The sequence below is a fragment of the Solirubrum puertoriconensis genome (genome assembly GCF_001483135.1).
GTDB lineage: Bacteria > Bacteroidota > Bacteroidia > Cytophagales > Hymenobacteraceae > Solirubrum > Solirubrum puertoriconensis.
Map to the genome: position 1 here is coordinate 941,863 of NZ_LNAL01000008.1, position 23,356 is coordinate 965,218.

General features: G+C 60.3%; 20 protein-coding genes and 1 riboswitch. Of the genes, 11 read left to right on the forward strand and 9 right to left on the reverse strand.

Features of this window, described 5'->3' with window-relative positions; genetic code table 11:
• Positions 1-178: 178 nt before the first annotated feature.
• A complete protein-coding gene (gene guaB, locus ASU33_RS18320; protein ID WP_059072261.1) occupies positions 179-1,657 on the reverse strand; it encodes an IMP dehydrogenase in 1,479 nt (492 codons plus the stop codon).
• Positions 1,658-1,752: 95 nt separating this feature from the next.
• The gene (locus tag ASU33_RS18325; RefSeq protein ID WP_078063236.1) at positions 1,753-2,556 is read right to left on the reverse strand and encodes a DUF2490 domain-containing protein; all 804 of its coding nucleotides are present in this window, start codon (positions 2,554-2,556) and stop codon (positions 1,753-1,755) included.
• Positions 2,557-2,785: 229 nt separating this feature from the next.
• Here ASU33_RS18325 and ASU33_RS18330 point away from each other — a divergent pair, with 229 nt between their 5' ends.
• Complete coding sequence (locus tag ASU33_RS18330; RefSeq protein WP_059072263.1) at positions 2,786-3,628, forward strand: FRG domain-containing protein; 843 nt, start codon at positions 2,786-2,788, stop codon at positions 3,626-3,628.
• A gap of 14 nt (positions 3,629-3,642) precedes the next feature.
• Here ASU33_RS18330 and hrpB read toward each other — a convergent pair whose 3' ends face one another.
• A complete protein-coding gene (gene hrpB, locus ASU33_RS18335) occupies positions 3,643-6,195 on the reverse strand; it encodes an ATP-dependent helicase HrpB (RefSeq protein WP_059072789.1) in 2,553 nt (850 codons plus the stop codon).
• 40 nt (positions 6,196-6,235) lie between these two features.
• On the reverse strand, positions 6,236-6,562 hold the full coding sequence (locus tag ASU33_RS18340; RefSeq protein ID WP_059072790.1) for a rhodanese-like domain-containing protein: 327 nt from the start codon (positions 6,560-6,562) through the stop codon (positions 6,236-6,238).
• A gap of 137 nt (positions 6,563-6,699) precedes the next feature.
• Between ASU33_RS18340 and pnuC the strand changes: the two genes are divergently transcribed.
• Genes pnuC through ASU33_RS18360 form a run of 4 tightly spaced genes read left to right on the forward strand, consistent with a single transcriptional unit; the run spans position 6,700 to position 9,232 of the window.
• Positions 6,700-7,335: a nicotinamide riboside transporter PnuC gene (gene pnuC / locus ASU33_RS18345; protein ID WP_059072264.1), complete on the forward strand. Its 636-nt coding sequence runs from the start codon at positions 6,700-6,702 to the stop codon at positions 7,333-7,335.
• Positions 7,335-7,913 (forward strand): AAA family ATPase, encoded by a 579-nt coding sequence (locus ASU33_RS18350; protein WP_059072265.1) that lies wholly within the window; start codon positions 7,335-7,337, stop codon positions 7,911-7,913. The genes pnuC and ASU33_RS18350 overlap by 1 nt, the downstream gene beginning before the upstream one ends.
• Positions 7,914-7,923: 10 nt before the next feature.
• Positions 7,924-8,805 carry an aldose 1-epimerase family protein gene (locus ASU33_RS18355; RefSeq protein ID WP_059072266.1) on the forward strand — a complete coding sequence of 294 codons (882 nt, stop codon included), beginning with the start codon at positions 7,924-7,926 and terminating at the stop codon, positions 8,803-8,805.
• Positions 8,792-9,232, forward strand: coding sequence for a GNAT family N-acetyltransferase (locus tag ASU33_RS18360; protein WP_286130651.1), 441 nt, complete (start codon positions 8,792-8,794; stop codon positions 9,230-9,232). The genes ASU33_RS18355 and ASU33_RS18360 overlap by 14 nt, the downstream gene beginning before the upstream one ends.
• A gap of 5 nt (positions 9,233-9,237) precedes the next feature.
• On the opposite strand, the gene ASU33_RS18365 is transcribed toward ASU33_RS18360, so the two are convergent.
• Positions 9,238-9,483, reverse strand: coding sequence for a hypothetical protein (locus ASU33_RS18365; RefSeq protein ID WP_059072267.1), 246 nt, complete (start codon positions 9,481-9,483; stop codon positions 9,238-9,240).
• 335 nt (positions 9,484-9,818) lie between these two features.
• Positions 9,819-9,920, forward strand: a riboswitch (TPP riboswitch).
• Between the two features lie 60 nt (positions 9,921-9,980).
• Between ASU33_RS18365 and ASU33_RS18370 the strand changes: the two genes are divergently transcribed.
• The 3 genes from ASU33_RS18370 (at position 9,981) to secDF (ending at position 16,210) form a co-directional block, all read left to right on the forward strand.
• Positions 9,981-12,473, forward strand: a complete 2,493-nt coding sequence (locus tag ASU33_RS18370) for a TonB-dependent receptor (RefSeq protein WP_286130652.1) — start codon at positions 9,981-9,983, stop codon at positions 12,471-12,473.
• Positions 12,474-12,669: 196 nt separating this feature from the next.
• Positions 12,670-13,014, forward strand: coding sequence for a hypothetical protein (locus ASU33_RS18375; RefSeq protein ID WP_149867298.1), 345 nt, complete (start codon positions 12,670-12,672; stop codon positions 13,012-13,014).
• 190 nt (positions 13,015-13,204) lie between these two features.
• A complete protein-coding gene (gene secDF, locus ASU33_RS18380; protein WP_059072270.1) occupies positions 13,205-16,210 on the forward strand; it encodes a protein translocase subunit SecDF in 3,006 nt (1,001 codons plus the stop codon).
• Between the two features lie 256 nt (positions 16,211-16,466).
• On the opposite strand, the gene ASU33_RS18385 is transcribed toward secDF, so the two are convergent.
• The 3 genes from ASU33_RS18385 to ASU33_RS18395 all read right to left on the reverse strand — a co-directional run bounded on the left by ASU33_RS18385 (position 16,467) and on the right by ASU33_RS18395 (position 20,121).
• On the reverse strand, positions 16,467-17,090 hold the full coding sequence (locus ASU33_RS18385) for a NifU family protein (protein WP_059072271.1): 624 nt from the start codon (positions 17,088-17,090) through the stop codon (positions 16,467-16,469).
• Positions 17,091-17,232: 142 nt separating this feature from the next.
• Complete coding sequence (gene aroC / locus ASU33_RS18390) at positions 17,233-18,312, reverse strand: chorismate synthase (protein ID WP_059072272.1); 1,080 nt, start codon at positions 18,310-18,312, stop codon at positions 17,233-17,235.
• Positions 18,313-18,384: 72 nt separating this feature from the next.
• On the reverse strand, positions 18,385-20,121 hold the full coding sequence (locus tag ASU33_RS18395) for an APC family permease (RefSeq protein ID WP_059072273.1): 1,737 nt from the start codon (positions 20,119-20,121) through the stop codon (positions 18,385-18,387).
• A gap of 228 nt (positions 20,122-20,349) precedes the next feature.
• Here ASU33_RS18395 and ASU33_RS18400 point away from each other — a divergent pair, with 228 nt between their 5' ends.
• Both ASU33_RS18400 and ASU33_RS18405 read left to right on the forward strand, forming a co-directional pair.
• A complete protein-coding gene (locus ASU33_RS18400) occupies positions 20,350-21,582 on the forward strand; it encodes an acyl-CoA dehydrogenase family protein (protein ID WP_286130654.1) in 1,233 nt (410 codons plus the stop codon).
• A 69-nt stretch (positions 21,583-21,651) separates the two neighbouring features.
• Positions 21,652-22,380, forward strand: a complete 729-nt coding sequence (locus tag ASU33_RS18405) for a hypothetical protein (RefSeq protein WP_059072274.1) — start codon at positions 21,652-21,654, stop codon at positions 22,378-22,380.
• Positions 22,381-22,409: 29 nt separating this feature from the next.
• Here the strand turns inward: ASU33_RS18405 and ASU33_RS18410 are convergent, their stop codons facing one another.
• On the reverse strand, positions 22,410-22,871 hold the full coding sequence (locus ASU33_RS18410) for a DUF4268 domain-containing protein (protein ID WP_059072275.1): 462 nt from the start codon (positions 22,869-22,871) through the stop codon (positions 22,410-22,412).
• Between the two features lie 140 nt (positions 22,872-23,011).
• Between ASU33_RS18410 and ASU33_RS18415 the strand changes: the two genes are divergently transcribed.
• The gene (locus tag ASU33_RS18415) at positions 23,012-23,353 is read left to right on the forward strand and encodes an HIRAN domain-containing protein (protein ID WP_160328238.1); all 342 of its coding nucleotides are present in this window, start codon (positions 23,012-23,014) and stop codon (positions 23,351-23,353) included.
• Positions 23,354-23,356: the final 3 nt, after the last annotated feature.

Consider the following 23,356-nt stretch of genomic DNA (forward strand, 5'->3'; position numbering starts at 1 on the left):
GGGGAGAAGAGAAAACCAAGCCGCAGGCCAATAGCAGGAAGGCCAAACGGATGCCCAAGATACGAACGCCACGCAAAACCCGGACAGTGGAAGCTGCCCCGAGTATGGCAAAACACAGCCGCCGCCCTAGGTGGGCGGCGGCTGTGGGCTATTAACAGCAAACAGGCCGGGGAGGTTGCTAGCGCGAGCTGTAGTTGGGGGCCTCCCGCGTGATCTGAACGTCGTGGGGGTGCGACTCGCGCAGGCCAGCACCCGTAATGCGCACCATCTGGGCCTGTTGCAAAGCGGGCACATCGGCGGCGCCTACGTAACCCATACCGGCGCGCAGGCCGCCTACCAACTGGTACAGCACCTCGGCCACACCGCCCTTAAAAGGTACGCGCCCTACAATGCCCTCCGGCACCAGCTTCTTCACGTCGTCCTCGGCGTCCTGGAAGTAACGGTCCTTCGAGCCTTCTTCCATGGCTTCTACCGAGCCCATGCCGCGGTACGTCTTGAATTTGCGGCCTTCGTAGATGATTACCTCGCCCGGCGCTTCTTCGGTGCCGGCCAACATCGAGCCAATCATTATTGAGGAGGCACCGCCAGCCAGGGCCTTCACCGCGTCGCCCGAAAATTTAATGCCGCCATCGGCAATAACGGGTACGTCGGTTCCTTGCAGGCCGCGCACAGCCTCCATCACGGCCGAAAGCTGTGGCACGCCAATACCGGCAATAATGCGGGTGGTGCAAATGGAGCCCGGGCCGACGCCTACTTTCACCGCATCGGCACCAGCGTCGGCTAGGGCGCGGGCGCCGGCGGCAGTGGCTACGTTGCCAGCAATCAGCTCGAGGTTCGGGAACTGCTCTTTCACGCGGCGCACCATATCAAGCACGCCTTTGGAGTGGCCGTGGGCCGTATCGATGCTGATCACGTCAACGCCGGCATCAACCAAGGCTTTCACGCGCTCCAAAGTATCGGGCGTTACGCCCACGGCAGCGCCTACGCGCAGGCGGCCAAACTCGTCTTTGCAGGAGCGGGGGCGCGAGCGGCGCTTGCGGATGTCGCGGTAGGTAATGAGGCCTTGCAGACGACCATCGGCATCCACCACGGGCAGCTTCTCCACGCGGTTGTTCTGCAAAATGGTTTCGGCCTGTGTCAGGTCGGTGCCCACGGGCGTGGTGATAAGGCGCTCGGCCGGCGTCATGACGGCGGTTACTGAACGCGTGAAATCCTTCTCGAAGCGCATGTCGCGCGAGGTAAGGATGCCGCGCAGGCGCCGGTCGCCGTCGACAATTGGGATGCCACCAATTTTGTTGTCGCGCATCAGCTTTTGCGCATCGGCCAGGGTGGCCTGCTCGCTAAGCGTGAGCGGATCGAGCACCATGCCGCTTTCGGAGCGCTTAACGCGGCGCACCAGTTCGGCCTGCGCCCGAATGCTCATGTTTTTGTGAATGATGCCGATGCCGCCCTCCTGAGCCATGGCAATGGCCAGCTCAGCTTCGGTTACGGTATCCATGGCAGCCGAGATGAACGGAATGTTCAGCTGAATGCGGCGGGTGAGGCGGGTACGGGTGTCGGCGTCGCGGGGCAATACCTCCGAGTAGGCAGGTAGCAGCAGTACGTCGTCGTAGGTCAGCGCCTCGAAGGCAATCTTGGCGGCAGGTTCGGCGGCCATAGCAAAAGGCTGGTTACGTGGTTGACTCCTTTTGCCACGCAAAGCTACGGCGAATTCCTGATTAATAAGCTGACCTAGGCCGGCATAACCAAAACCTAATCCGATGTTCCCTCAATCACAGGAGCTGGCGTGGGGGCCGCTGTGCCGGAGCGCAAATCTAGGTTTAGTACCACGCTGAGTTGCAGCGTATGATTATGCTCGAGCACGCGGCCGCTGCCCTGTTGTACCAACTGGTGCAAGTAGCCGCCCTCGAGGGTAAGTAGCTTGCTGGCCTGGTAGCCAAAACCACCGTACAGGCGGTTTTGGTCGAAGATATTACTGCGTACATTTTTGCCGAACGCAACAAAAATTTCGTCGGAGGCAACCAAGTAAGGCATACCGGGCTTCATCTCGCGGCCGAACAGCGGCAAGGCCAAACGAAGCTGGTAGCGGGCGCGGTTGGAATAAGTAAAATCCGATTCGTTGGGGCGCCGTATCCAGCGCTGCTCGAGGCGGTAGCGGTGCTGTACTTGCACGCGGCCATCGGTGTCGCGCAGTACTACTTGTTGGTAAATGCGGTTTTCGGGCGAGCGGCCAGCAGCCGGAAAGTCACCGTACGGAAACGACTTCTGGTAAGCGTAGCCGCCACTCAGCATCAGGTTTTTCGAAACATGATAATCGACAGCACCGCGTATGAGGTTTTGCTGCGGGTTGCTGCCAAAGCTGGCGCGGCGTATTTGAGCCTCCGTGTATACTCCCCAACGCTCCGACAAACGTACGCTGCCATTGTACACCAGCCACAAATGCCGGTTGTTATCGGCAATACGGCCGTCGGGCACTTGCGCATAAGCCGGAAGCGCACCTAGGCAACAGAGCGCCAGGCCAGCAAATAAGCTACGAAGGAAGGGGCGGGTAAGCACTGCTAGGTGGGGTAGTGTGTTAAGGGAAGGTTATCAAATATCGTCTTATGTTACCGGAATGTTACGCTAGGGCTTATTAAGTTTTTCGAACAGAAGGGTTAACCAACTGGCACGCAAGCCTAAATCAGCAGGGAGTGGCCCGCTACACTACTCGGGCTGCAGGACGGGCAGCATAGCAGGGTGTTTTCGCGTATGTACCGAGCCGCCCAACTTCTCCTAGCTTGCACTTGTGGAAAACACCGAAAACGAAATCGTGGTCAGTTCGTGGGAAGAGCTGCAGCACGCCTTGTTTCGCGACACCTGGGATGGCCGCATTGGCCGCTTTCGCTCACCGTTTGTGTACCGGGGCGTGCGCTCCACCAATTACAACCTGAGCACCAGCTTGCAGCGCCTAGGTGGTAACTACCACGAGCTGGAGCACCACCTGCTGCGCAACTTCCGGAAGTACGCCCACGATACTTCCATCCCCGATAAAGCCTCGGTTTGGGACTGGCTGGCCGTAGCGCAACACCACGGCTTGCCTACGCGCCTGCTCGACTGGACGTACTCGCCCTACGTGGCGCTCCATTTCGCTACCGACGACCTCGATGCTTTTCACGAAGACGGCGTGATATGGGGGCTGAACTACGTGAAGGCCGCCGAGTACATGCCCGCCCGCCTGCGCGATGCGCTGCGGGCCGAAGGCTCCAACGTGTTCACGCCTGAGTTGCTCGAGCCTGTGTGCCGCAACCTGCGCGAACTAGCCGACATGCAGCCCGACGAGCCGTTCCTGCTATTCCTGGAGCCTCCCTCGCTTGATGCGCGCATTGTGCACCAATACGCCTTGTTCGCGCTGATGTCGACGGCGCAAGCCTGCCTCGACGATTGGCTGAAGCACCATCCCGAGCTGTGCTTCAAGATTATTTTGCCGGCGCGACTTAAGTGGGAAACCCGCGACAAACTCGATCAAGCGAACATCACGGAGCGGGTGCTGTTCCCCGGCCTAGGAGGCCTGAGCCGCTGGCTGCACCGGCACTACAGCCCCGCCGAAAGCCACGACCCGCGCACCAAAAAACTGCCCGGCGACGATTAAGCCGGCGGTGCTGGCTACTGCCCGTTGCTTTGCTCGAAGCGCTTTTTGGTGAGCTTGGTGGGCACAGCCGTAAGCGGGTCGTCGGGCCAGGGGTGCTTGGGGTAGCGGCCGCGCAAATCTTTACGTACCTCAAAGTAGCCCGACTGCCAGAAGCTGCGCAAATCGCGGGTAACCTGCACGGGGCGCTGGGCCGGCGAAAGCAGGTGCATGGTAAGCGGCACGCGGCCGTTGGCAATGCGCGGTGTATCAAGCAACCCAAACACTTCCTGCAGCTTTACGGCCAGCACGGGTGCCGCCGGCTCGCCATAGTCGATACGCACGTGCGAGCCGCTGGGTACCTCGAGGTGCGAAGGAGCCAAGCGGTCGAGTTCCTGGCGCTGAGCCCAGCCGTTGGGCAGGCGCATGAGCAGCAACTCTGCTACATCGAGGCGTGCTACCTCACCTAGGCTGCGCAAACCTGCCAAATGCGGAGCCAGCCATTCGTCGGCGTCGGCGAGCAGGGCTTCGTCCGAAACATCGGGCCAATCGGCGGAGAAGTGCAAGCGCAAAAAGCCCAGCCGCTCGCGCAAGTGTTGGGCGTTTTCCGTCCAGTTCAGGTTGCGTAGGTCGGCGGCTTTCAGCGCTTCGAGCAACGCAACGGCAATTACTGCCGGGTCAGGGTTAGGTTGGTTTGTTTCGCTGAGCACCAAGGCGCCTAGGCGGCGCAAACGGCGGGCAAGTACGCGGCCGGTAGCTGCATCGAAGCGAACCTCGCTTTGCTCCTCCATTTGCTCAGCAAATAACTCCTCTACTTCGGCGCGGCTGAGCGGCGCGGCCATAGCCGCGCGAGGCGCGGCGGCGGTGCCATCGAGGTAAGCTGCGGCGAAGAAGGTGTCGTCGGCGGCGAAAAACTCACTTGGCAAAGCCACGCGTTGGCCCGTAACCAGCCGCAGCCGCTCGCCGCCTTCCCGCTGGCCTAGACGGTCGGGGTAGGCGAGGGCAGCCAGCAGGCCAGCGGTGTCGGGCTCGAGGTTGGCGGCTTTTACGCCAGCCCGGTTGCGTAGGGCTTGCGCGGCCTCACGTACGCGGCGCACACCGCCGGCATCGGCTACGAGGCCGGGCAGCGGAGCGCGGCCACTTTGCAGGGCTTCGAGGCGCAGGCGCAAGTCGGGCGGGGCGGGTTGGCCATCGGTAGCGCGCAGCACGTCGCGCTCAGCCAGCAGTGCGGCCAAAGCGCAAGCCGTAGGGCCGTGGCCTAGCTCGCGGCCGCGCACCACCAAATGCCCCAGGCGTGGCGGCAAACCCAAGCGGGCTAGCTCGCGTCCGTGAGCGGTGGGCTGCCCCGCGGGGGTAAGGGCACCTAGGCGCACCAGCAGCTCGCGGGCTTGCGCCAGGGCTGGGGCGGGCGGCACATCGAGCCACTGCAGCGCCGTGGCATCGGTAGCGCCCCATAAGGCCAGCTCAAGCGTAAGGCTGCTGAGGTCGGCGGTAAGGATTTCGGGTGCTAGGTGTGCCGGCAGCTGGTCGTGGTCGGCTTCCGTCCAGAGGCGGTAGCAGGTGCCCGGACCTAGGCGGCCGGCCCGGCCCCGGCGCTGGTCGGCAGCGGCTTGGCTAACGGGTACGGTTTCGAGCGTGGTAAGGCCGGTGCGCGGAATAAACCGGGGCACGCGGGCATAGCCGGCATCAACCACTACCCGCACACCCTCAATGGTAAGGCTGGTTTCGGCAATGCTGGTGGCCAACACCACTTTGCGGCGGCCCGCAGGCGCAGGGCGCAGGGCGGCATCCTGCTTATCGAGCGGTAACTCGCCGTGCAGCACGTGCAAATCCACTTCGTGGGGCAAGGCCGACTCGAGCCGTTCGCTTACGCGGCGCTGGTCGGCAAGGCCCGGCAGAAACACCAGCACGTCGCCGTCGTGCTCGGCTAAGGCTTGTCGCACGGTGGCGGGCGTTAGCTCGGCCATACGTTCGGCCGGGCGGTTGGGTAAGCCAGCGGCGCGGCGCGGGCTGAGGTAGTGCGTGGCTACGGGATGCATGCGGCCTTCGCTGGTAACCACGGGCGCCTGCAACCAAGTGCCCAGGCGTGCCGCATCAAGCGTGGCCGACATCACGAGCAGGCGCAAGTCGGGCCGCAGCACGCTTTGCGCATCGAGCGTAAGCGCCAGCCCTAGGTCGGCTTGCAGGCTGCGCTCGTGAAATTCGTCGAAGAGCACGGCGGCAATGCCTTCCAACGCCGGGTCGTCTTGCACCAGGCGCGTCAGGATGCCTTCGGTTACTACCTCAATGCGTGTTTGGGTTGATACTTTGTTTTCGAGGCGCACGCGGTAGCCTACGGTTTGGCCCACCGGCTCGCCCAGCAGTTGCGCCATGCGCGTTGCGGCTGCCCGGGCAGCTAAGCGCCGCGGCTCCAGCATCAGAATCTTGCCCTCCTGCCGCCAATCAGCCCCAAGCAGAGCCAGCGGTACCAAAGTGGTTTTGCCGGCGCCGGGCGGAGCTTGCAGTACCACCCGGTTGTGGGCTTGCAGCGCGGCCGTAAGCTCGGGCAAGGCAGCCCGGATGGGCAGATCGGGGAGGAAAAGCGAAGACACAGAAAGCAGGTATAAAGCAGGCGGCGCTCGGTCGCGCAAATCAGTAGATCGGTACCGACGGATCAACCTTAACCGACCAGGCGTGGATACCGCCGCGCAGGTTAAGCAAATTGGTTAGGCCGTGGCGGTGCTGTAGGTAGGCCAGCGCCTGCATTGAGCGCACGCCGTGGTGGCAGATGAGCACCACCGGCTCGTCGGCTTCAATCTCATCGGCACGGCGGGCCAAGTCGCCTAGCGGGATGAGCGTGCTGCCCTCAATGCGGCAGTAAGCGTACTCCTCAGGTTGGCGCACATCCACGAGGTGCAGGGTTTCGCCGGCGGCCAGTCGGTCGCGCAGTTGTTCGGGCGTTAGTTCGGGTAACGACATGGTAATAATTGCGGCCGTGGGCACCGAAACCCTTGGCTGCTTGTACAAAAGTAGCCTACACTACGTAGTTTTGGCCTCTGCCCACGTGCGGGCACCTGTTGATCGGTTTCATCTGCTTGGTTTATTGCTCCTAGGTTTTGTCGTGGTTTGAACTCTGGACGGCCGTAGCTGGCACCAACCCCACCGAGTGGGTAGCCTTTGCTACGGGCCTGGCCTGCGTGGCGCTAGCAGCAATTGGCACCATCTGGAATTTCCCGGTAGCTATTGTTAGCTGCGCGTTCTACGTGGTGGTGTTTCATCGGGCGCAGCTGTACTCCGACCGCAACCTGCAGTTCGTGTTCATTGCCATGAGCCTGTACGGCTGGTACGAATGGCTGCGCGGCGGCAAAAACCACTCGGCCTTGGTAGTTACCCGCACGCCGCAGCGCGAGTGGCCGCTGCTCGCCTTGGCCGCGGCAGCCTACACCGGCGGTTTTGGCTACTACCTGCACCAGCACACCGATGCCTCGTTTCCGTACCTCGACAGCTTTACCACCGCCATCAGCCTGGTGGCGCAGTACCTGCTTACCCGCAAGCGCCTCGAAAACTGGCTGCTCTGGATTGGCGTCGATCTGATTTACGTGCCGATGTACTGGGCCAAAAGCCTGCACGCTACCAGCGGCCTGTACGTGCTGTACCTAGGGCTGGCTGCCTACGGCTACTGGGAGTGGCGCCGCCTGATGCGCCAAGCCTCCATTGCCGAACTACAACCCGCTAACTCTGCCGCCCGCTAATGCTTCGCGTCGCGCTAACCGGACCCGAATCGACGGGCAAAACTACCCTCAGCCAAAAGCTAGCCGAGCACTACCACACCGCGTGGGTGCCCGAATACGCCCGCGAGTACCTCGAAACACGCCAGCTTGGCCTAAGCTACACCCTAGCCGACCTCGAGGACATTGCCCGGGGCCAGCTAGCTACCGAAGATGCCGCCGTGGCCGCCGCCGAGCGCTGCCGCCGCCCCGTGGTGTTTTGCGATACGGAGCTGCTCGTGATAAAAGTATGGGCCGAACACGCCTTTGGGCACTGCCCCGAGTGGATATTGCAAGAAATTGAGCGGCGCAGCTACGACCTGATTCTACTGTTGGGCATCGATTTGCCTTGGGAGCCCGACCCCTTGCGCGAGCACCCGCACCTGCGCCAGTATTTCTACGACTTGTACCGCAGCGAGCTAACGGAGCGCCTCTCCAACTTTGCCGAAATCGGCGGCACGTTCGAGCGCCGCCTCGATCAGTCCTGCTTCCTGATTGACGAGCTGTTGCGTAGCCATGGGTACGTGCCCGCCGCGCAAGCCGCCGCCGACCCCCAATCCTAACCTGCCCGCTATGAAAGCCTACTTCCTCGAAAACAGCCGTTGCCGCGTACAAATCAACGAACACGGCGCCGAACTCAGCAGCTTTGTGCGCCACGACCTAGGCGGGTTGGAGTACGTGTGGCAGGCCGATGCCGCCGTGTGGGCCCGCCATGCGCCGGTGCTGTTTCCGATAGTGGGCCGCCTGCCCGAGGACACTTACTACCACCTAGGGCAAACCTACAAGTTGCCGCAGCACGGCTTTGCCCGCGACCGGGCCTTTGCGCTAGTGGAGCAGTCGAGCACGGCCCTGCGCCTGCGCCTCACCGACGACGAGCAGAGCCGGCAACAATACCCCTTTGCGTTCGAGCTAACCATTGGCTTCCGCCTGCACGAAACTACCCTGCGCGTAAGCTGGGAGGTGCGCAACCCCGCCGCCAGCGAGGAGCTGCTGTTCAGCATCGGTGCGCACCCGGCGTTTCGGTGCCCGCTGTTGCCCGACGAGGCGTTCGAGGATTACGTTTTCCGCTTCGATCATGCGGTACAACTCGAGCGGCATTTGCTGCAAGGCGGCCTGCTGGATGGCCAAACCGAAACCGTGCTCGACAACGCCAACGAGCTACCGCTCACTTACGAGCTGTTCAGCCAAGATGCGCTGGTGCTCAAGCACTACGATTTTACGCGCATAGCCCTGGCGAGCCGCCGCTCGGAGCGGGCCGTGCAGATGCAGTTCGACGGCTTTCCGTACCTAGGGCTTTGGACGAAAGGCCCCGGCGCGCCGTTTGTGTGCATCGAGCCGTGGCACGGCATTGCCAGCTCGGTAGGCGGGCCCGTTGAGCTGCGCGATAAAGAAGGCATTCTGACGCTGGCGCCGGGCGCCGTGTTCAAGGCCAGCTACACCATTGAGGTGCAGTAGCATACAGGCCGAAATTCGCCGGATTAGCGCGGCCGATACCTACCCGCTGCGCCACCAAGTGCTTTGGCCCGATAAGCCGCTGGAGTACGTGCACGTACCCCACGATGCCGAAGGCTACCATTTCGGGGCTTACCGCCACGGCGAGCTGGTAAGCGTGGTATCATTATTTGTGCAGGGCCGCGAGGCGCGCTTCCGCAAGTTCGCTACCCGCCCCGATCAGCAGGGGCAGGGCATAGGCTCGGCGTTGCTGCGGCACCTAATGGCCGAGGCAGCGCGCCTGGGTGCTGAGGAGCTGTGGTGCGATGCCCGGCAAGAGGCAGCCGGTTTCTACCAGAAGTTTGGGTTTGCTACCGAGGGCAGCACGTTCTACAAGGGCACCATCCCGTACGTGCGCATGCGCTGCGCTTTGCCGCAGCCCACGGCCTAGGTGCGCTAGAGCAGCACCGGCTTGTGGGGCCGCACGGGGCGGTTGGGGCGCCGGTTGTACTCGGGCTCCCAGTCGTTGATGGGCCGCGAAATTCCCGGCGGCAAGTCGAGGTCGGGTAGGCCATCGTCGAGCGGTTCGCCGCCGTCGTCGTCGTTGTCGGCCGAGGGCGGGCGGGTAGCTGTGCGGCGCGGCATCACCATAAAGTAGGCCAACAAGGTGAGGACCACGAGCGTGTATACGAGGCTGATCATGGCGGTATTTGGCTGGTTGTGGGCTGGCCTTTGCAGGCCTGCTGCAGAAGAAGGTAACGGCACAAAGCCCGGCGTGGTTTTGCTCGAGCGCAGCTTTTTTCAACGGGGTTGCTTCTACAGTAATATACTTAACTGTAAGTGGTTAAGCTATGTTTTTGTGGGCTGATTGCCTGTTTGCTAAGGGCTGCTTTAGGTGCTGGCGTCGGTACGTTACGGGGCAAGCCAAGCCGCTTAAAATGGCCTTTTGGCACCCCGGTACCTAGCAAACTCGTGCATTCAGCAAGGGGCTTTTGCGCCCAACTGATTGCGTGCTGCCAAGAAGCGTTTTACTTTTGCCACGCGTTTAGGGGTGCTAGGCTTTCAGACCTAGCTGAGATGATACCCATTGAACCTGATCCGGCTAGTACCGGCGAAGGGAACAAACGGTCCGCGAACGGTAACACCATGGCTCCGACCCCTGGGGCTTGGTCTCGTTCCACTTTTTCCTACCACTTACCTTGTTTAAGTCTCGGATTTTGCCGGGGGCAGCGCTGCTAGCGTGGCTGCCCGTTGGCATGGCATGGGCGCAGGCGCCCGTGTCGGGTACCCTCACCGATGCCCGCAGCGGGCAGCCGTTGCCCGGTGCCACCATCGCCCTCGATGGCACCGCCGTAGGCACTACTGATGCCAATGGCAACTTCAGCCTGCCGGCCGTAGCCGCTGGCGCACACGAACTGCGCTTCACGTTTGTGGGCTACCAGCCGCTGGTGCGCCGCCTTGCCGGCCAGCCCACGGCGCAGCAACTCAGCGCCGCCTTGCAACCCGCCGATGTGCTTACCGGCGAGGCCGTAGTGACGGCCACCCGCGCCAACGAGCGCACCGCTACGGCCTACACCAACGTAAGCCGCGAGGAGCTGCAGCAGCGCAACTTTGGGCAGGATTTGCCTTACCTGCTCGACCAAACCCCCTCGGTAGTGGTTACCTCCGACGCCGGCGCGGGCGTGGGCTACACCGATATTCGTATTCGGGGCACCAGCAACACGGGCATCAACATGACCATCAACGGCGTGCCGCTGAACGACCCGGAGTCGCACGGCTCGTTCCTGGTAAATCTGCCCGATCTGGCTTCATCCATCAGTTCGCTGCAGGTGCAGCGCGGGGTGGGCACCAGCCAAAACGGTAGCGCTGCATTTGGGGCCAGCATCAACATCAGCACCCTCGACAACCGCCGCGAAGCCTACGCCGAAACGCAGAACTCGTATGGCTCCTTCAACACCTGGAAAAACAACGTGCAGTTTGGCACAGGGCTGATTGCGGGCAAGTTCACCTTCGACGGGCGCCTTTCGCGCATCGCCACCGATGGCTACATGAACCGCGCCTCTTCGGACCTGAAGTCGTACTACTTCGCGGGCGGTTATCAGCAGAAAAATACCCTGCTGAAGTTCATCACCTTTTCGGGCCGCGAGAAAACCTACCAAGCCTGGAACGGCGTGCCCGAACCCGCCATTACTGGCGACCGGGCCTTGCTGCAAACCTACGTTGATAACGGTGAGCTGTCGGAAGCTGATGCGGCGCGCGTGTTGCAAGAAGGCCGCCGCTACAGCTACTACACCTACGACAACCAAACCGACAACTACCAGCAGAACCACTACCAGTTGCACCTCTCGCAGGGCTTTGGGCCGAACTGGAACCTAGGGGCCGCCCTGCACCTTACGCGCGGCTTTGGCTACTACGAAAGCTACCGCGCCAACCGGCGCCTCTCGGCCTACAACCTGCCCAACGTGGTGCTCGGCGATACCACCATCCGGCGGACCAATCTGATTGACCAGAAGTGGCTCGACAATTACTTCTACGGCGGCACTTTCGCGCTTAACTACCAGCCCGCCAACAACGACCGCCTGCAGGCCACGGTGGGCGGCGGCTGGAACCACTTCGACAACGACCACTACGGCGAGGTAATTTGGGCGCAGTTTGCCTCCACGGGCAACATGCGCCACCGCTACTACTTCAACACGGCCGATAAAACCGACTACAACACCTACGCCCGCGCTACCTGGCAGGTGCTGCCGCGCCTAGGTGTGTACGGCGATGTGCAAGTGCGCCACATCGATTACCGAATCAAGGGCGTGGAGGACGACCAAAACGACGTGACCACCAGCGCCAGCTACACCTTCTTCAACCCCAAGGCCGGTGCTACCTTCGCGCTGGGCGAAGGCCAGCAGCTGTATGCCAGCTACGCCGTTGGCCAGCGCGAGCCCGTGCGCTCCGACTTTACCGACCGCCCCGCCGGCGACACCAGCGCCAAGCCCGAGCGCCTCAACGATTTTGAGGGTGGCTACCGCTTGTCGTTGCCGAATACTGATTGGCTGGGCCGCAACACGGCCGTGCGTTTCGAGGCCAACTACTTTTTCATGAACTACCGCAACCAGCTGGTGGCTACTGGCCAGCTGAACGATGTAGGAACGCCCCTGCGCACCAACGTGGCCAGCAGCTACCGCACTGGCGTGGAGCTAACAGGCTTTGCTTCGGCCAACAACAAAGTAAGCCTGAGCAGCACCCTTACCCTGAGCCGCAACCGCATTCGCAACTTCCAAGAGGTCAGCTACGATGCTGATTTTAATCGGGTAGTAGGGGAGCGGCGCACCTCCACCATTTCGTACTCGCCGGCGGCCGTTTCGGCCCATACGCTGGAGGGACAACCACTGCCGGGCTTGCGTGTGGCGCTGCTCTATAAAACCGTGAGCCGCCAATACCTCGACAACTCTGAGAACCGCCGCCGCAGCCTTGACCCATACCAAGTGATGGATTTGCGGGTGCGCTACACCATTCGCCCCGCATTCGTGAAGGAAATCGAGTTAGGCTTATTAGTAAGCAACCTGCTCAATCACCGTTACGAAGCCAACGGCTACACTTACAGCTACGTGGGGGCCAGCGGCCGCCCCGAAACCTTTAACTGGTACTACCCGCAAGCCACGCGCAACTTCCTGGCTTCGGTGGGCGTGAAGTTCTAACCAAGTCTTTCTGAGCTATTGAAATCCTTAACCCGGCGCCGCCAACAGCGGCGCCGGGTTTTTTGCGCCGTTCCGGAACGGTAAGCCCGATAAGTCCTGTTTGGCCCTGCTGAATGGAATGCGGCCTTTCTCAACGCATAGGGATTAACTATATTTGTAGCTCCCACTTTCTATTGTGCTGTTTTTCACCGCCATATTGCCTCGCCTTCGCTTTAGCCTGCTAGCGGCCACTTTGCTGCTGATTGTAGGGCTAAACAACCAGGCTGTGGCCACCTTCCGGGTGCCGGTAAAAGCCGCGACTACGCGGGTTGCTGGTGCGCCCAAAGGCACGGTGGTGAAGCAAAAAGTAACGCTGGAAGCTACCGCGCAGCTTGGCCCCTGGCTGCTGCCCGTGGCCGAAGCCTGGGAGCCCTCTGTTCCTGCACAGTACCCCCGAATTGCCAGCCATCGGGACGCTGCCCCCGCTGTACGGCCCTCCGCCGTACCCGATTGGTTTCGCACACGCTTGCTGGTAGCAGCGTTGTCGCCGCACGCGCCCTAGGTAGCGGGCGTGCTGGCTAAGGCTGGCAGCTACGGCTGCCACTTTTAGTCGAGCCCATCGGAAGCAAGCCCGCCCGTAGGCTTGCGCAAAACCACACGGCGGCCCCAGGTCCGCGACCCTACCTCACTGGCCCGCACCTAGGGCTGTGCTACGGTAGCCCCTCAACAGCAATTCATTTTTTCCTTTTTCAATGCGTAATAAAGGTTTAGTCATTACGCTGACGCTTATCGTGTCGGCGTTGTGCGTCTACTTCCTCTACTTCACGTTCGTGTCGAGGCGCGTGCAGGACGATGCCGTCCGCTACGCCTCGCGCAACGGTGTGGTCGATCAGGCCAAGCGCCAGCGCTACCTCGACTCGGTGTGGCGCGCCCCGGTTACCAACGTACTTGGTGCCGAATACACTTACCGCGACGTGCGCGCTTCGGAACTGGGCCTTGGCCTCGACCTGAAAGGCGGTATGCACGTAACCCTGGAAGTATCGCCGGTGGAGATTGTGCGTGCCATGTCGGGCAACTCCAAAGACCCGAAGTTTAACGAAGCCCTGCGCCGCGCCCAGGAATTGCAGCGGCAAAACCCGAGCACCTCGTTCACGGCCCTGTTTGCGCAGTCGTTTCGCCAGGTTGCTCCCGGCGACCGTCTGGCCCGCATCTTCGCCAACACTACCAACCGTAGCCGCGGCATCGATGCCAGCTCGACGGATGAGAAAGTGCTGCGCGAAATCAACACCGAAGTGGAAGAAGCCATCGAGCGCGCCTTCCGCATCCTGCGTACCCGCGTCGATAAGTTCGGTGTAAACCAGCCCAACATTCAGCGCGTAAAGGGCACCGGCCGCATCCAGATTGAGCTGCCCGGTGTGGATAACCCCGACCGCGTACGCAAACTGCTCCAGGGCCAGGCTAAGCTCGAGTTCTGGGAGGTATGGCGCCAAGATGAGTTCTTCCCGTACCTGCAGCAGCTCGACGAAGTGCTGAAGGCCAAAGAAGCCCTAGGTGGCAAAGCTGCCACTACGGCTGCTGCCACCCCGGCCGCCAACGACACGGCTGCTACGGCTGCCGCTGCTACCCCCGCCGACACTACCTCGCTGGCTAGCCAGCTGGCCAAGAAAAAGCCTGCCGGCGCTACTGCCGACTCGGCCCAGAGCGCACAGCAAGCCGGTTCGGGCTTGGCTAAGCTCTTCACGATGCCTGGTGCCCTGGGCGCCAACATCCGCGATACGGCCCGCGTGAATGCCGTACTCCGCTCGCCCGAAGTACGCGCCGTAATGCCCGCCAACCTCACGTTCCTGTGGGACGTGAAGCCCACCGTTATCGAGGGCCAGGAATACCTGCAGCTGAATGCCATCCGCAAATCGGCTGAAGGCACCGCGCCCCTAGGAGGCGAAGTAGTATCGGATGCCCGCCAAGACTACGACCAAGGTGGCCGCCCCGAGGTATCGATGCAGATGAACCCCACGGGTGCCCGCAAATGGGAGAAGCTGACCGGTGCGAACATTGGCCGCCAGGTGGCCATCGTGCTCGACGATTACGTGTACTCGGCGCCGGTGGTGCAGTCGGAAATTGCCGGCGGCAACTCGAGCATCTCGGGAAACTTCACCATCGAAGAAGCCCAAGACTTGGCCAACGTACTGAAGGCTGGTAAGCTGCCCGCCCCTACGCGCATCGTAGAAGAAGCCGTAGTAGGTCCGTCGCTTGGTCAAGAAGCCATTAACCAAGGCTTGTACTCGTCGCTGGCTGGCCTGTTGGTAATCATGATCTTCATGGCCGTGTACTATGGCCGTGCTGGTTTGGTAGCCGACGCTGCCCTGCTCTTCAACATGTTCCTGATTCTGGGTGTATTGGCCCAGTTCAGCACAGCCCTTACGCTGCCGGGTATTGCCGGTATGGTGCTCGTAATCGGTACTTCGGTTGACGCCAACGTACTGATCTTCGAACGCATCCGCGAAGAACTCAGCCACGGCCTGCAGGTGAAAGACGCCATCAACAAAGGCTACGCACGCGCTTTCTCGGCCATCTTCGACTCCAACGTTACAACGTTGATCGTAGCCATTATCCTGGGCTTCTTCGGTACGGGCCCGGTGCAGAACTTTGCCGTAACGCTGGGTATTGGTGTATTCACCTCGTTCCTGTCGGCCGTATTCGTGTCGCGCCTCATCATCGAGTGGCTCACGAAGGGCAAAGAGACCTCGGCCATTACCTTCTCCACGTTCCTGTCGCGCAAGCTGTTCCAAGGCGTGAATTTCGACATCGTGGGCAAGCGCAAGATTGCCTATATAGCCTCAACGCTTTACATCGTTATCGGCTTTGTGCTGATGGCTGTGCAAGGCGGCCCCAACCTAGGGGTTGACTTCCGCGGTGGTCGTGCTTACATCGTCAATTTTTCGAAGGTTGTGCCTGCCGACGAGGTGCGTTCTGCCTTGCTCGATGATTTCCAGAATGCAGGTACCGAAGTAAAGACGTACGGCGCGTCAAACCGTCTGCGCATTACCACAGGTTACCTCGCCGAGGATGAGTCGGTTGAGGGTGATGCCAAGGTGAAAGCAGCGCTTTTGCAAGGGTTGAAGCCTTACAACATCACGGCCGACAATATTCCTAGCGAATCGAAAGTGGGCGCAACCATCGCCGACGATATCAAGAAAACCTCGATCCTGAGCCTTGGTCTCACGCTGCTGGCCATTTTCGTGTACGTACTGTTCCGCTTTGAGAAGTGGCAGTACTCGATGGCGGCGGTAGTGGCCCTGTTCCACGATGCGCTGTTCATCATTGCTACTTACCCCATTGTTCGTGCCCTAGGTGTGAACTACGAAATGGACCAGGTATTCGTGGCGGCAGTGCTTTCGGTGCTGGGTTACTCAATGAACGATACCGTAGTTATCTACGACCGTATCCGCGAGTACCTGCACGAGAACCCCAAGCTGACGTTTGCCCAAGTGGTAAACCCAGCTCTGAACAGCACCTTCTCGCGTACGATGATTACGGCAACCACCGTACTGCTGGTGGTAGTGGTGCTGTACATCTTCGGTGGCGAAACGCTGCGTTCGTTCTCGTTTGCCATGATTGTGGGTATGGTTATCGGTACGTACTCGTCGCTGTTCATCGCAGCGCCGCTGATTCTCGATACCTATGGCCGTAAGGAGAAGGACCGCCTAAGCGAAGGTTCGGAAGCTGGCGCTCCGAAACTCTCGACGGCCGTGCAGTAATCCTACGGCATAAGCGTCATGCAACAAGGCCCGACCTGTGTAGGTCGGGCCTTGTTTTTATATATGGGTTAGCGTTCTTGGTTGGCCTGCCCATTTGAGGGACCTAGGTTTTTCTGGCGTGAGAAGGTCCTTCGGCTAGCGCCTCAAGATGACAACCAGATCGAGCCATAAAACAAACGGCCCGGGGCGCAAGCCCGGGCCGTTTTATCGTTTACAAAATCCGCGAATTCAGAAAATTCGCTTCAATGCAAGGTTTTTAGAAACCGCCGGTTACGCCTTCGGCTACTACTTCTTTTACCTCGGGTACCATGCGCTTCAGCAGGTTCTCGATGCCCGATTTCAGCGTAACAGTTGCCGAAGGGCAGCCCGAACATGAGCCTTGCAGGTTCACCGTCACGATGCCGTCGTTGTAGCTTTTGAAGGTGATGTTGCCACCGTCTTGCTCCACAGCGGGGCGCACGTAGTTATCAAGCAGGTCGATGATTTTTTGCGACGTAGCCTGATCCTCGGCCGAGCCTTCGGCACCGGCTGCAACCTGGGCAGCACGCTGCTCTTCGGCTGGGTCAACGGTGAAGATGGGGCCACCGGCCTCCACGTACGATTTCAGGAAGGTGCGCAGCTCCGGGATGAGCTGCGTCCAGGTGTGCTCGGTGGTTTTGGTTACGGTTACGAAGTTGGCGGCGATAAATACGCGGCCCACGTAATCGAACTTAAACAGCTCCTGAGCCAGCGGCGAGTGGGCAGCGGCTTCGGCATCGGGGTAGTCAACGCTCACACCCTCGCGCACAAGCTGCGAGTTGAGCACAAACTTCATCGACTCGGGGTTGGGCGAGGCTTCGGCGTAGATCGAAACCGAGCCGGCGGGGGCAGTAGTATTCATGGTGATACAGTGCTTCTTAGTACAAGGGGAAGGCCGCGCCGGAGCGCTTATGTTGTATAACCGCAATGGGCCGCCTACGGTTGCAAAAGTAGAGGTTTGCTGGCAGTTGCCGATGCCTGGTAACCCTGCTGAAACCTAGGAGCTACACGCGGCTGGCGCGGGCACGCAGCAGCATATCGGCCAGCACCAAGGCTGTCATGGCATCCACGATGGGCACGGCGCGGGGCAGCACGCAAGGGTCGTGGCGGCCACGGCCGGCCAGCTCAACGGCCTCGCCTTGGTTGTTGATGGTTTGTTGCGGCTGCAGAATGGTGGCTACCGGCTTGAAAGCTACCCGAAAGTAAATATCCTGCCCGTTGCTGATGCCGCCCTGGATGCCGCCCGAGTGGTTGGTGCGGGTGCGCACCTGCCCGGCCTCGTCGGTGTAAAACGCATCGTTGTGCTCCGAGCCGAACAAGAGTGTGCCCGCGAAGCCCGAACCGTACTCGAAGGCCTTTACGGCGTTGATGCTCAGCATGGCCTTACCCAGTTCGGCGTGTAGCTTATCAAATACCGGCTCGCCCAGGCCAGCCGGCACACCCGTGGCTACACCTGTAATAATGCCGCCCACGGTGTCGTGCCGGTCGCGGGTTTGCCGGATAAGCTCGGCCATGCGCTCGGCGGTTTCGGGGTGGGGGCAGCGCACCAAGTTCGAGTCGATCAGCCCTAGGTCGAGCTGCTCGTAGCCAACCGGCACCGCCACGGCACCCACCTGCGATACATAGCTGCGCACCTGTATGCCGTAGTGCTGCAGCAACTGCATGGCTACGGCGCCGGCCGCCACGCGGGCGGCCGTTTCGCGGGCCGAGGAGCGGCCGCCGCCGCGGTAGTCGCGGTGGCCGTACTTCTGATCGTAGGTGTAATCGGCGTGCGAAGGCCGGTAAGCGTTTTGGATGTGCGAGTAATCGTGGCTGCGTTGGTCGGCGTTGCGGATAAACAAGCCAATAGGCGTGCCGGTGGTTTGTCCCTCAAAAAGGCCCGATAGCACCTCCACTTGGTCGGCTTCGGAGCGCGGCGTAGTCAGCTCGGATTGGCCGGGCCGACGCCGATTGAGCGCAGCCTGAATATCGGCTACGTTTACCGCCAGCCCTGCCGGACAGCCATCGATAACCACCCCGATGCCGGGGCCGTGCGATTCGCCGAAGGTACTGATGCGGAACAGGGTGCCGAAAGAGTTGCTCATAGCGCGCAAAGGTAGTGCAGGGCTGTTGCTCCGCAGTAGCAATGGCCCTGTTGGCACCTAGGGCAGTGGGGGTCAGATAATGAGGCGCACGCCCCCTAATTCGGAAATCTGGTATGGAAAACGGTCGCCGGGAGAGCCGATGAACATGAAGTTCTTCGGAATGCCCCATTCCTGCGATAGTTCATCGATTAGTTGCGGGCCAAAGTGACCTTGGCGGATGACGAAATCAACCACAATTTCGGTGTACGCACGGTCAAGCACCCGCACATCGTTCAGCAATTGCTGGGGCACTTGCTCATTGCCCTCCACGAGCGTCACGATTTTGAGGCGGTTGGTAAATTCGTTTTCCACCACGTAGATCATGACTTTGTTGAGGTTGGAAACATTGTCGCCTTTGGTAAAAAACACGAATTCCTGCCGGTTCAACGCGTGCAGCATGCCCCGAATACGCTGCTGCGTAATGCCGAAGAAAGAGCCGTGCTTTTTGGAGTAGTTGCGTACGGCATGCAGCACCAATTTCAGAATAGCCACGCGCTCGAGCATTACTATCACCAGCAACATGGTGGGTACAAAGTATTGCAGAAACACCACCAGGTACTCGGGGTGCAACTTGATGTTGCCGTACAAGCCCATAAGTACCCCCAGCAGAGCGAGCGTAACGGTGAGCACCGAGGCGTATACGGGGCGGGGCAAGCGTGCACGCTTATTCTTCAGCAGGAAGTTGCCAATGGCGAAAAACGCCATTACGGCCAGGAAGGAAATCGTGTATACCCCGGCCAGCGGGCCTAGTTCGCCGCGCGTAATCAGCAGAATGCTCATGCACAGCAGAAAAAAGGCAATCAGGATGATGTAGTTGCTACCACGGCGGTTTTCCCGCAGAAACGACTGCGGCCAGATGCGGTCGAGTGCCATGCGCTTCATCAGTCCGCTCACGCCCACAAACGACGTGAGCACTGCGCCGCTGAGCACAGCTACCGCATCGATGGAAATTAGTGCGGCCAACCATTGCCCGCCGGCCACCTCGCCTAGGTGCGCCAGTATGGTAGCGGCATGTTCGCCCACCTGCACCAGCGGCAGCACGGCAATAAGCAAAAAGGCCAGCAGTGGGTTGAAGAAGGAAACCACCACCCACATGTTGCGCAGTGTTTTATTGAACACGCCCCCCGCTTGCTCCTCCACGAAGTTGGCCGAGCTTTCGAAACCCGAAATACCCAGCATGGCCGCGCTAAATCCGTAGAAAAGCGCCGCCGCAATACCGCCTTTTACCGGAGCCTGAAAGTTGAGCGAGAGTGTATCGGTGCCGTGCGTGGCTAAGTACCACACGGCTGCTCCGCTCAGCAGCGTCAGCGAGGCCAAGTGTACCAGGAATATGATGACGGCCACCTTGGCTGACTCGGACATGCCTAGCAGCGTGAGCACCAAAAACAAGCCCAGCAAGCCTACAGTAGCCGGCAGCACGGGCAGGCTGTGCCACAGCGTATGCAAGTAGTGCATGGCTTCGGAGGCCGATATAACGGCCGTGGCCATGTACGAAAGGATGGTAAGCGCCGCGGCCAGCGCCGCGTTGTTCTTGCTGGTGGTGTTGAGCAGCACGTTATAAGCGCCGCCGTTGAGGGGCAGCGCTCCTACCACTTCGCCGTAAATTTTGCGGAACAAGAACAACACCGCCCCCACCATAAGCAACGCCAGCCAGGCGTATTGCCCGGCGTAGGTAATGGCCAACCCCGACACGTACAGGCACGACGAGGAAATGTCGTTGCCGCAGATGGCGGTAGCTTCCAGTTCGTTGAGTTTCTTGTGGGTGCTCATGGCGGGTGGGGTTGAAGCAGCCGTAATGTAGCATTTGCACGCGGGCTGCAGTGCGGCTAACAGCCCTACGCAGAACCGACCAGCCAGGATGAGCAAACCCTAGGTGCCATTGGCGGAACCGCATCGGCGGCAAGGTGTTGTAGGTATGCGGCACGCGGCACAGGCCAAGCCGTTGGGCACACCCCGAAATCTTTATCTTTGAGCTTCCCACCCAATCCGTTTTCGCATATGTCCTCCCAAGCCGACGTACTCTCCCCGAAAGCGCAGGTACAGCAAAACAAAGGCTCCCTGAACGCCGCCGGTTTCACCGATTACTACGACATCGACGGGCTGCTCACCGACGAGCACAAGCTCATTCGCCAAACCATCCGCGACTTCGTGAAGCGCGAGATTTCGCCCAACATTGAGAAGTGGGCGCAGGACGGGCACTTCCCATCCGAAATCGTGCGCAAGTTTGGCGAGGTGGGCGCGTTTGGTCCCACCATCCCTACGGAGTACGGCGGCGGCGGCCTCGACTACATCAGCTACGGCCTGATTATGCAGGAAATTGAGCGCGGCGACTCGGGCATGCGCTCCACGGCCTCGGTGCAAGGCTCGCTGGTGATGTTCCCCATTTACCAGTACGGCTCCGAAGAGCAGCGCAAAAAGTACCTGCCCAAACTGGCCTCGGGTGAGTGGCTGGGTTGCTTTGGCCTCACGGAACCCGACCACGGCTCGAATCCCGGCGGCATGGTTACCAACATCAAGGATATGGGCGACTACTACCTGCTCAACGGCGCCAAGCTGTGGATCAGCAACTCGCCCGAGTGCCAGGTAGCCGTGGTGTGGGCCAAAAACGAAGAGGGCCGCATCAAGGGTCTCATCGTGGAGCGCGGCATGGAAGGCTTCACCACCCCCGAAATCCACAACAAGTGGAGCCTGCGCGCTTCGTGCACCGGCGAGCTGGTGTTCGACAACGTGCGCGTGCCCAAAGAAAACCTGCTGCCCAACGCCGATGGCCTGAAAGGCCCGCTGTCGTGCCTCGACTCGGCCCGCTTCGGCATTGCCTGGGGCGCTATTGGTGCCGCTATCGACTGCTACGAGTCGGCTCTGAAGTACTCGCTGCAGCGCGAGCAGTTCGGCAAGCCCATTGCCGCCTACCAGCTGCAGCAGAAAAAGCTGGCCGAAATGATTACCGAAATCACCAAAGCCCAGCTGATGGCCTGGCGCTTAGGTGTGCTGAAGAACGAAGGCAAAGCCACCTCGGCCCAGATTTCGATGGCCAAGCGCAACTCCGTTGACATGGCCTTGCACATTGCTCGCGAGGCCCGCCAAATCCACGGCGGCATGGGCATTACCGGCGAGTACCCCATTATGCGTCACATGATGAACCTGGAGTCGGTAATTACCTACGAAGGCACCCACGATATTCACCTGCTCATCACGGGCGCCGATATTACGGGCATTCAGGCGTTTAAATAAGCCGATCAATAAGTAAGAGAAACGGCCGTTCTTGCAGAAGAACGGCCGTTTTCTGTTTTGAGCTCAGCAATGATTTATCGGTACCTGGCCCTTGCATGTTTAAGTGCACTACTACTAGGATGCTCTGGCCGTAAGCCGCAGGGTAATGCTTGGTGGAACGGCACCAACAAAGTCGAAGAAAAACCAGCGCAACCTAAGTGGTTAAAGTGGGCTGAATGTAGACTGCTAGTACCCGACACAACGATTCACCACTTCCTGCGCGAGTTACTAGAGCAGGGCGAGGACGGCAAGGTGTTCATGGTAGGTTGGCCGCTGGGCAAGGTGTTAATCGACAAGCGTTCCTTATTTCTTCCTCTGTGGCCCGGACGCCCTAGACCCTGGAACAATCCGGAGCTAGGTGACAGTGCATTCATAGCGCTGGTTAGCCATGATCATCTGCTGACTGCCGCCGACACAGTGTTCATGCATCAGCAGATGGCAACATCTTCGGGGTTCAGGCTAGATGCTAAGTTGTTACCCGGCTATCTGGTAATACCTGAAGACACTCTGACGGAAACAACTAGGCGTTTGAGAGCCGTCGGTCAGAGGCCCGATATATTGGATGAAGTAAATAAGAGATACGGCGTATACGGGTACTCTTCCATCTCTATGCCGTTGTTCTCGCGCGATTATTCCACTGCCATAGTAGACGTGTGGCATTCCTGTGGAGGGTTATGCGGCAGGGGCGAAACGTTTGTTGTTCGTAAGAAGAATGGCAAGTGGAAAGTTATGAAGGTGATTACGGGATTTGTGGCCTAGGCATTCAGGGCAGATGTAACTCTTAGCCCTCACCGCAGCTCATCAAACGCGTACTGCGCGGTGCTCCAGAACTCATCCAACGCTACCAGCCGGGGTTTGAAAAACGAAATCAGCTCGGGCCAATGCTCGCGGTTGTACATGTTCACGCCGGGCAGCTCTTGGTAAATGCGGCTAAGCGGCTGCCCGTACTCGTCGGTGGCCTCCAACTTCCACACCCACGGTTCACCTAGGGTTTCCTCCAGCATCAGGCGCAGCTCCTTAAACTGCTCGAAGAACAGCTCGCGCAAGCCGGCGTCGGCGTGGGTTATTTCGATGCCGATGCTGGCCCGGCGCGTGTCGGCGTGCATGCGGAAGTACACGTTTTTGAGGCCGGTTTTGTAGTTTATCCAGGTCACGGGCAAGCCTTCCGACGACAGAATAGGGCGCATGTACTGGCCTAAGGCGGTCCAGAATGCTTGGCGGAGTTGAGCGGCTTCGGTTTTGCTGTACATAGACTAAGGGTGCGCCGAGCACCTAGGGAAACAAGCAAGCCCGGCAGCGGCGCAAAGAAACATACGTATGCCGAGGGCTACGCAGCGGTGCGATGAACCGCCGCGCCGCGTTACTTTGCAACTCGCTAGCCCTCCGCCACATGCCCACTAATACTTCTTCTACCGCGCCGCTGGTTATTCTGGAATGCTTGGTTGCGGGTACTTCGCACCGCGAAAACCTGGCTCAGTACGAGCCGCAACTCCACGAAGGCCAGCCGTTGGTGCTGCACCGCGAAGCCGACAGCCCCTACGACGATTGGGCCGTGCAGGTACGCACCCGCCCCGACGCCGGCGACGTGTGGCTGGGCTACCTGCCCGAAGGCCGCAACGAAACCGTAGCCCGTTTGCTCGATGCCGGTCGCAACATCACGGCGCAGCTCACCTACAAATCGTGGGAAGAAGATTGGCTGTACCTCAACATTGAGGTGCTGCTGCACGAGTAAGCA

Bases quoted from the DNA above. Each gene is read 5' to 3' on its own strand.
- ASU33_RS18405 (WP_059072274.1), top strand. From the start codon at position 21,652: ATGATTTATCGGTACCTGGCCCTTGCATGTTTAAGTGCACTACTACTA.
- ASU33_RS18365 (WP_059072267.1), bottom strand. From the start codon at position 9,483: ATGATCAGCCTCGTATACACGCTCGTGGTCCTCACCTTGTTGGCCTAC.
- ASU33_RS18400 (WP_286130654.1), top strand. From the start codon at position 20,350: ATGTCCTCCCAAGCCGACGTACTCTCCCCGAAAGCGCAGGTACAGCAA.
- ASU33_RS18385 (WP_059072271.1), bottom strand. From the start codon at position 17,090: ATGAATACTACTGCCCCCGCCGGCTCGGTTTCGATCTACGCCGAAGCC.
- aroC (WP_059072272.1), bottom strand. From the start codon at position 18,312: ATGAGCAACTCTTTCGGCACCCTGTTCCGCATCAGTACCTTCGGCGAA.
- guaB (WP_059072261.1), bottom strand. From the start codon at position 1,657: ATGGCCGCCGAACCTGCCGCCAAGATTGCCTTCGAGGCGCTGACCTAC.
- ASU33_RS18355 (WP_059072266.1), top strand. From the start codon at position 7,924: ATGAAAGCCTACTTCCTCGAAAACAGCCGTTGCCGCGTACAAATCAAC.
- ASU33_RS18410 (WP_059072275.1), bottom strand. From the start codon at position 22,871: ATGTACAGCAAAACCGAAGCCGCTCAACTCCGCCAAGCATTCTGGACC.
- ASU33_RS18340 (WP_059072790.1), bottom strand. From the start codon at position 6,562: ATGTCGTTACCCGAACTAACGCCCGAACAACTGCGCGACCGACTGGCC.
- secDF (WP_059072270.1), top strand. From the start codon at position 13,205: ATGCGTAATAAAGGTTTAGTCATTACGCTGACGCTTATCGTGTCGGCG.
- ASU33_RS18350 (WP_059072265.1), top strand. From the start codon at position 7,335: ATGCTTCGCGTCGCGCTAACCGGACCCGAATCGACGGGCAAAACTACC.
- ASU33_RS18395 (WP_059072273.1), bottom strand. From the start codon at position 20,121: ATGAGCACCCACAAGAAACTCAACGAACTGGAAGCTACCGCCATCTGC.
- ASU33_RS18415 (WP_160328238.1), top strand. From the start codon at position 23,012: ATGCCCACTAATACTTCTTCTACCGCGCCGCTGGTTATTCTGGAATGC.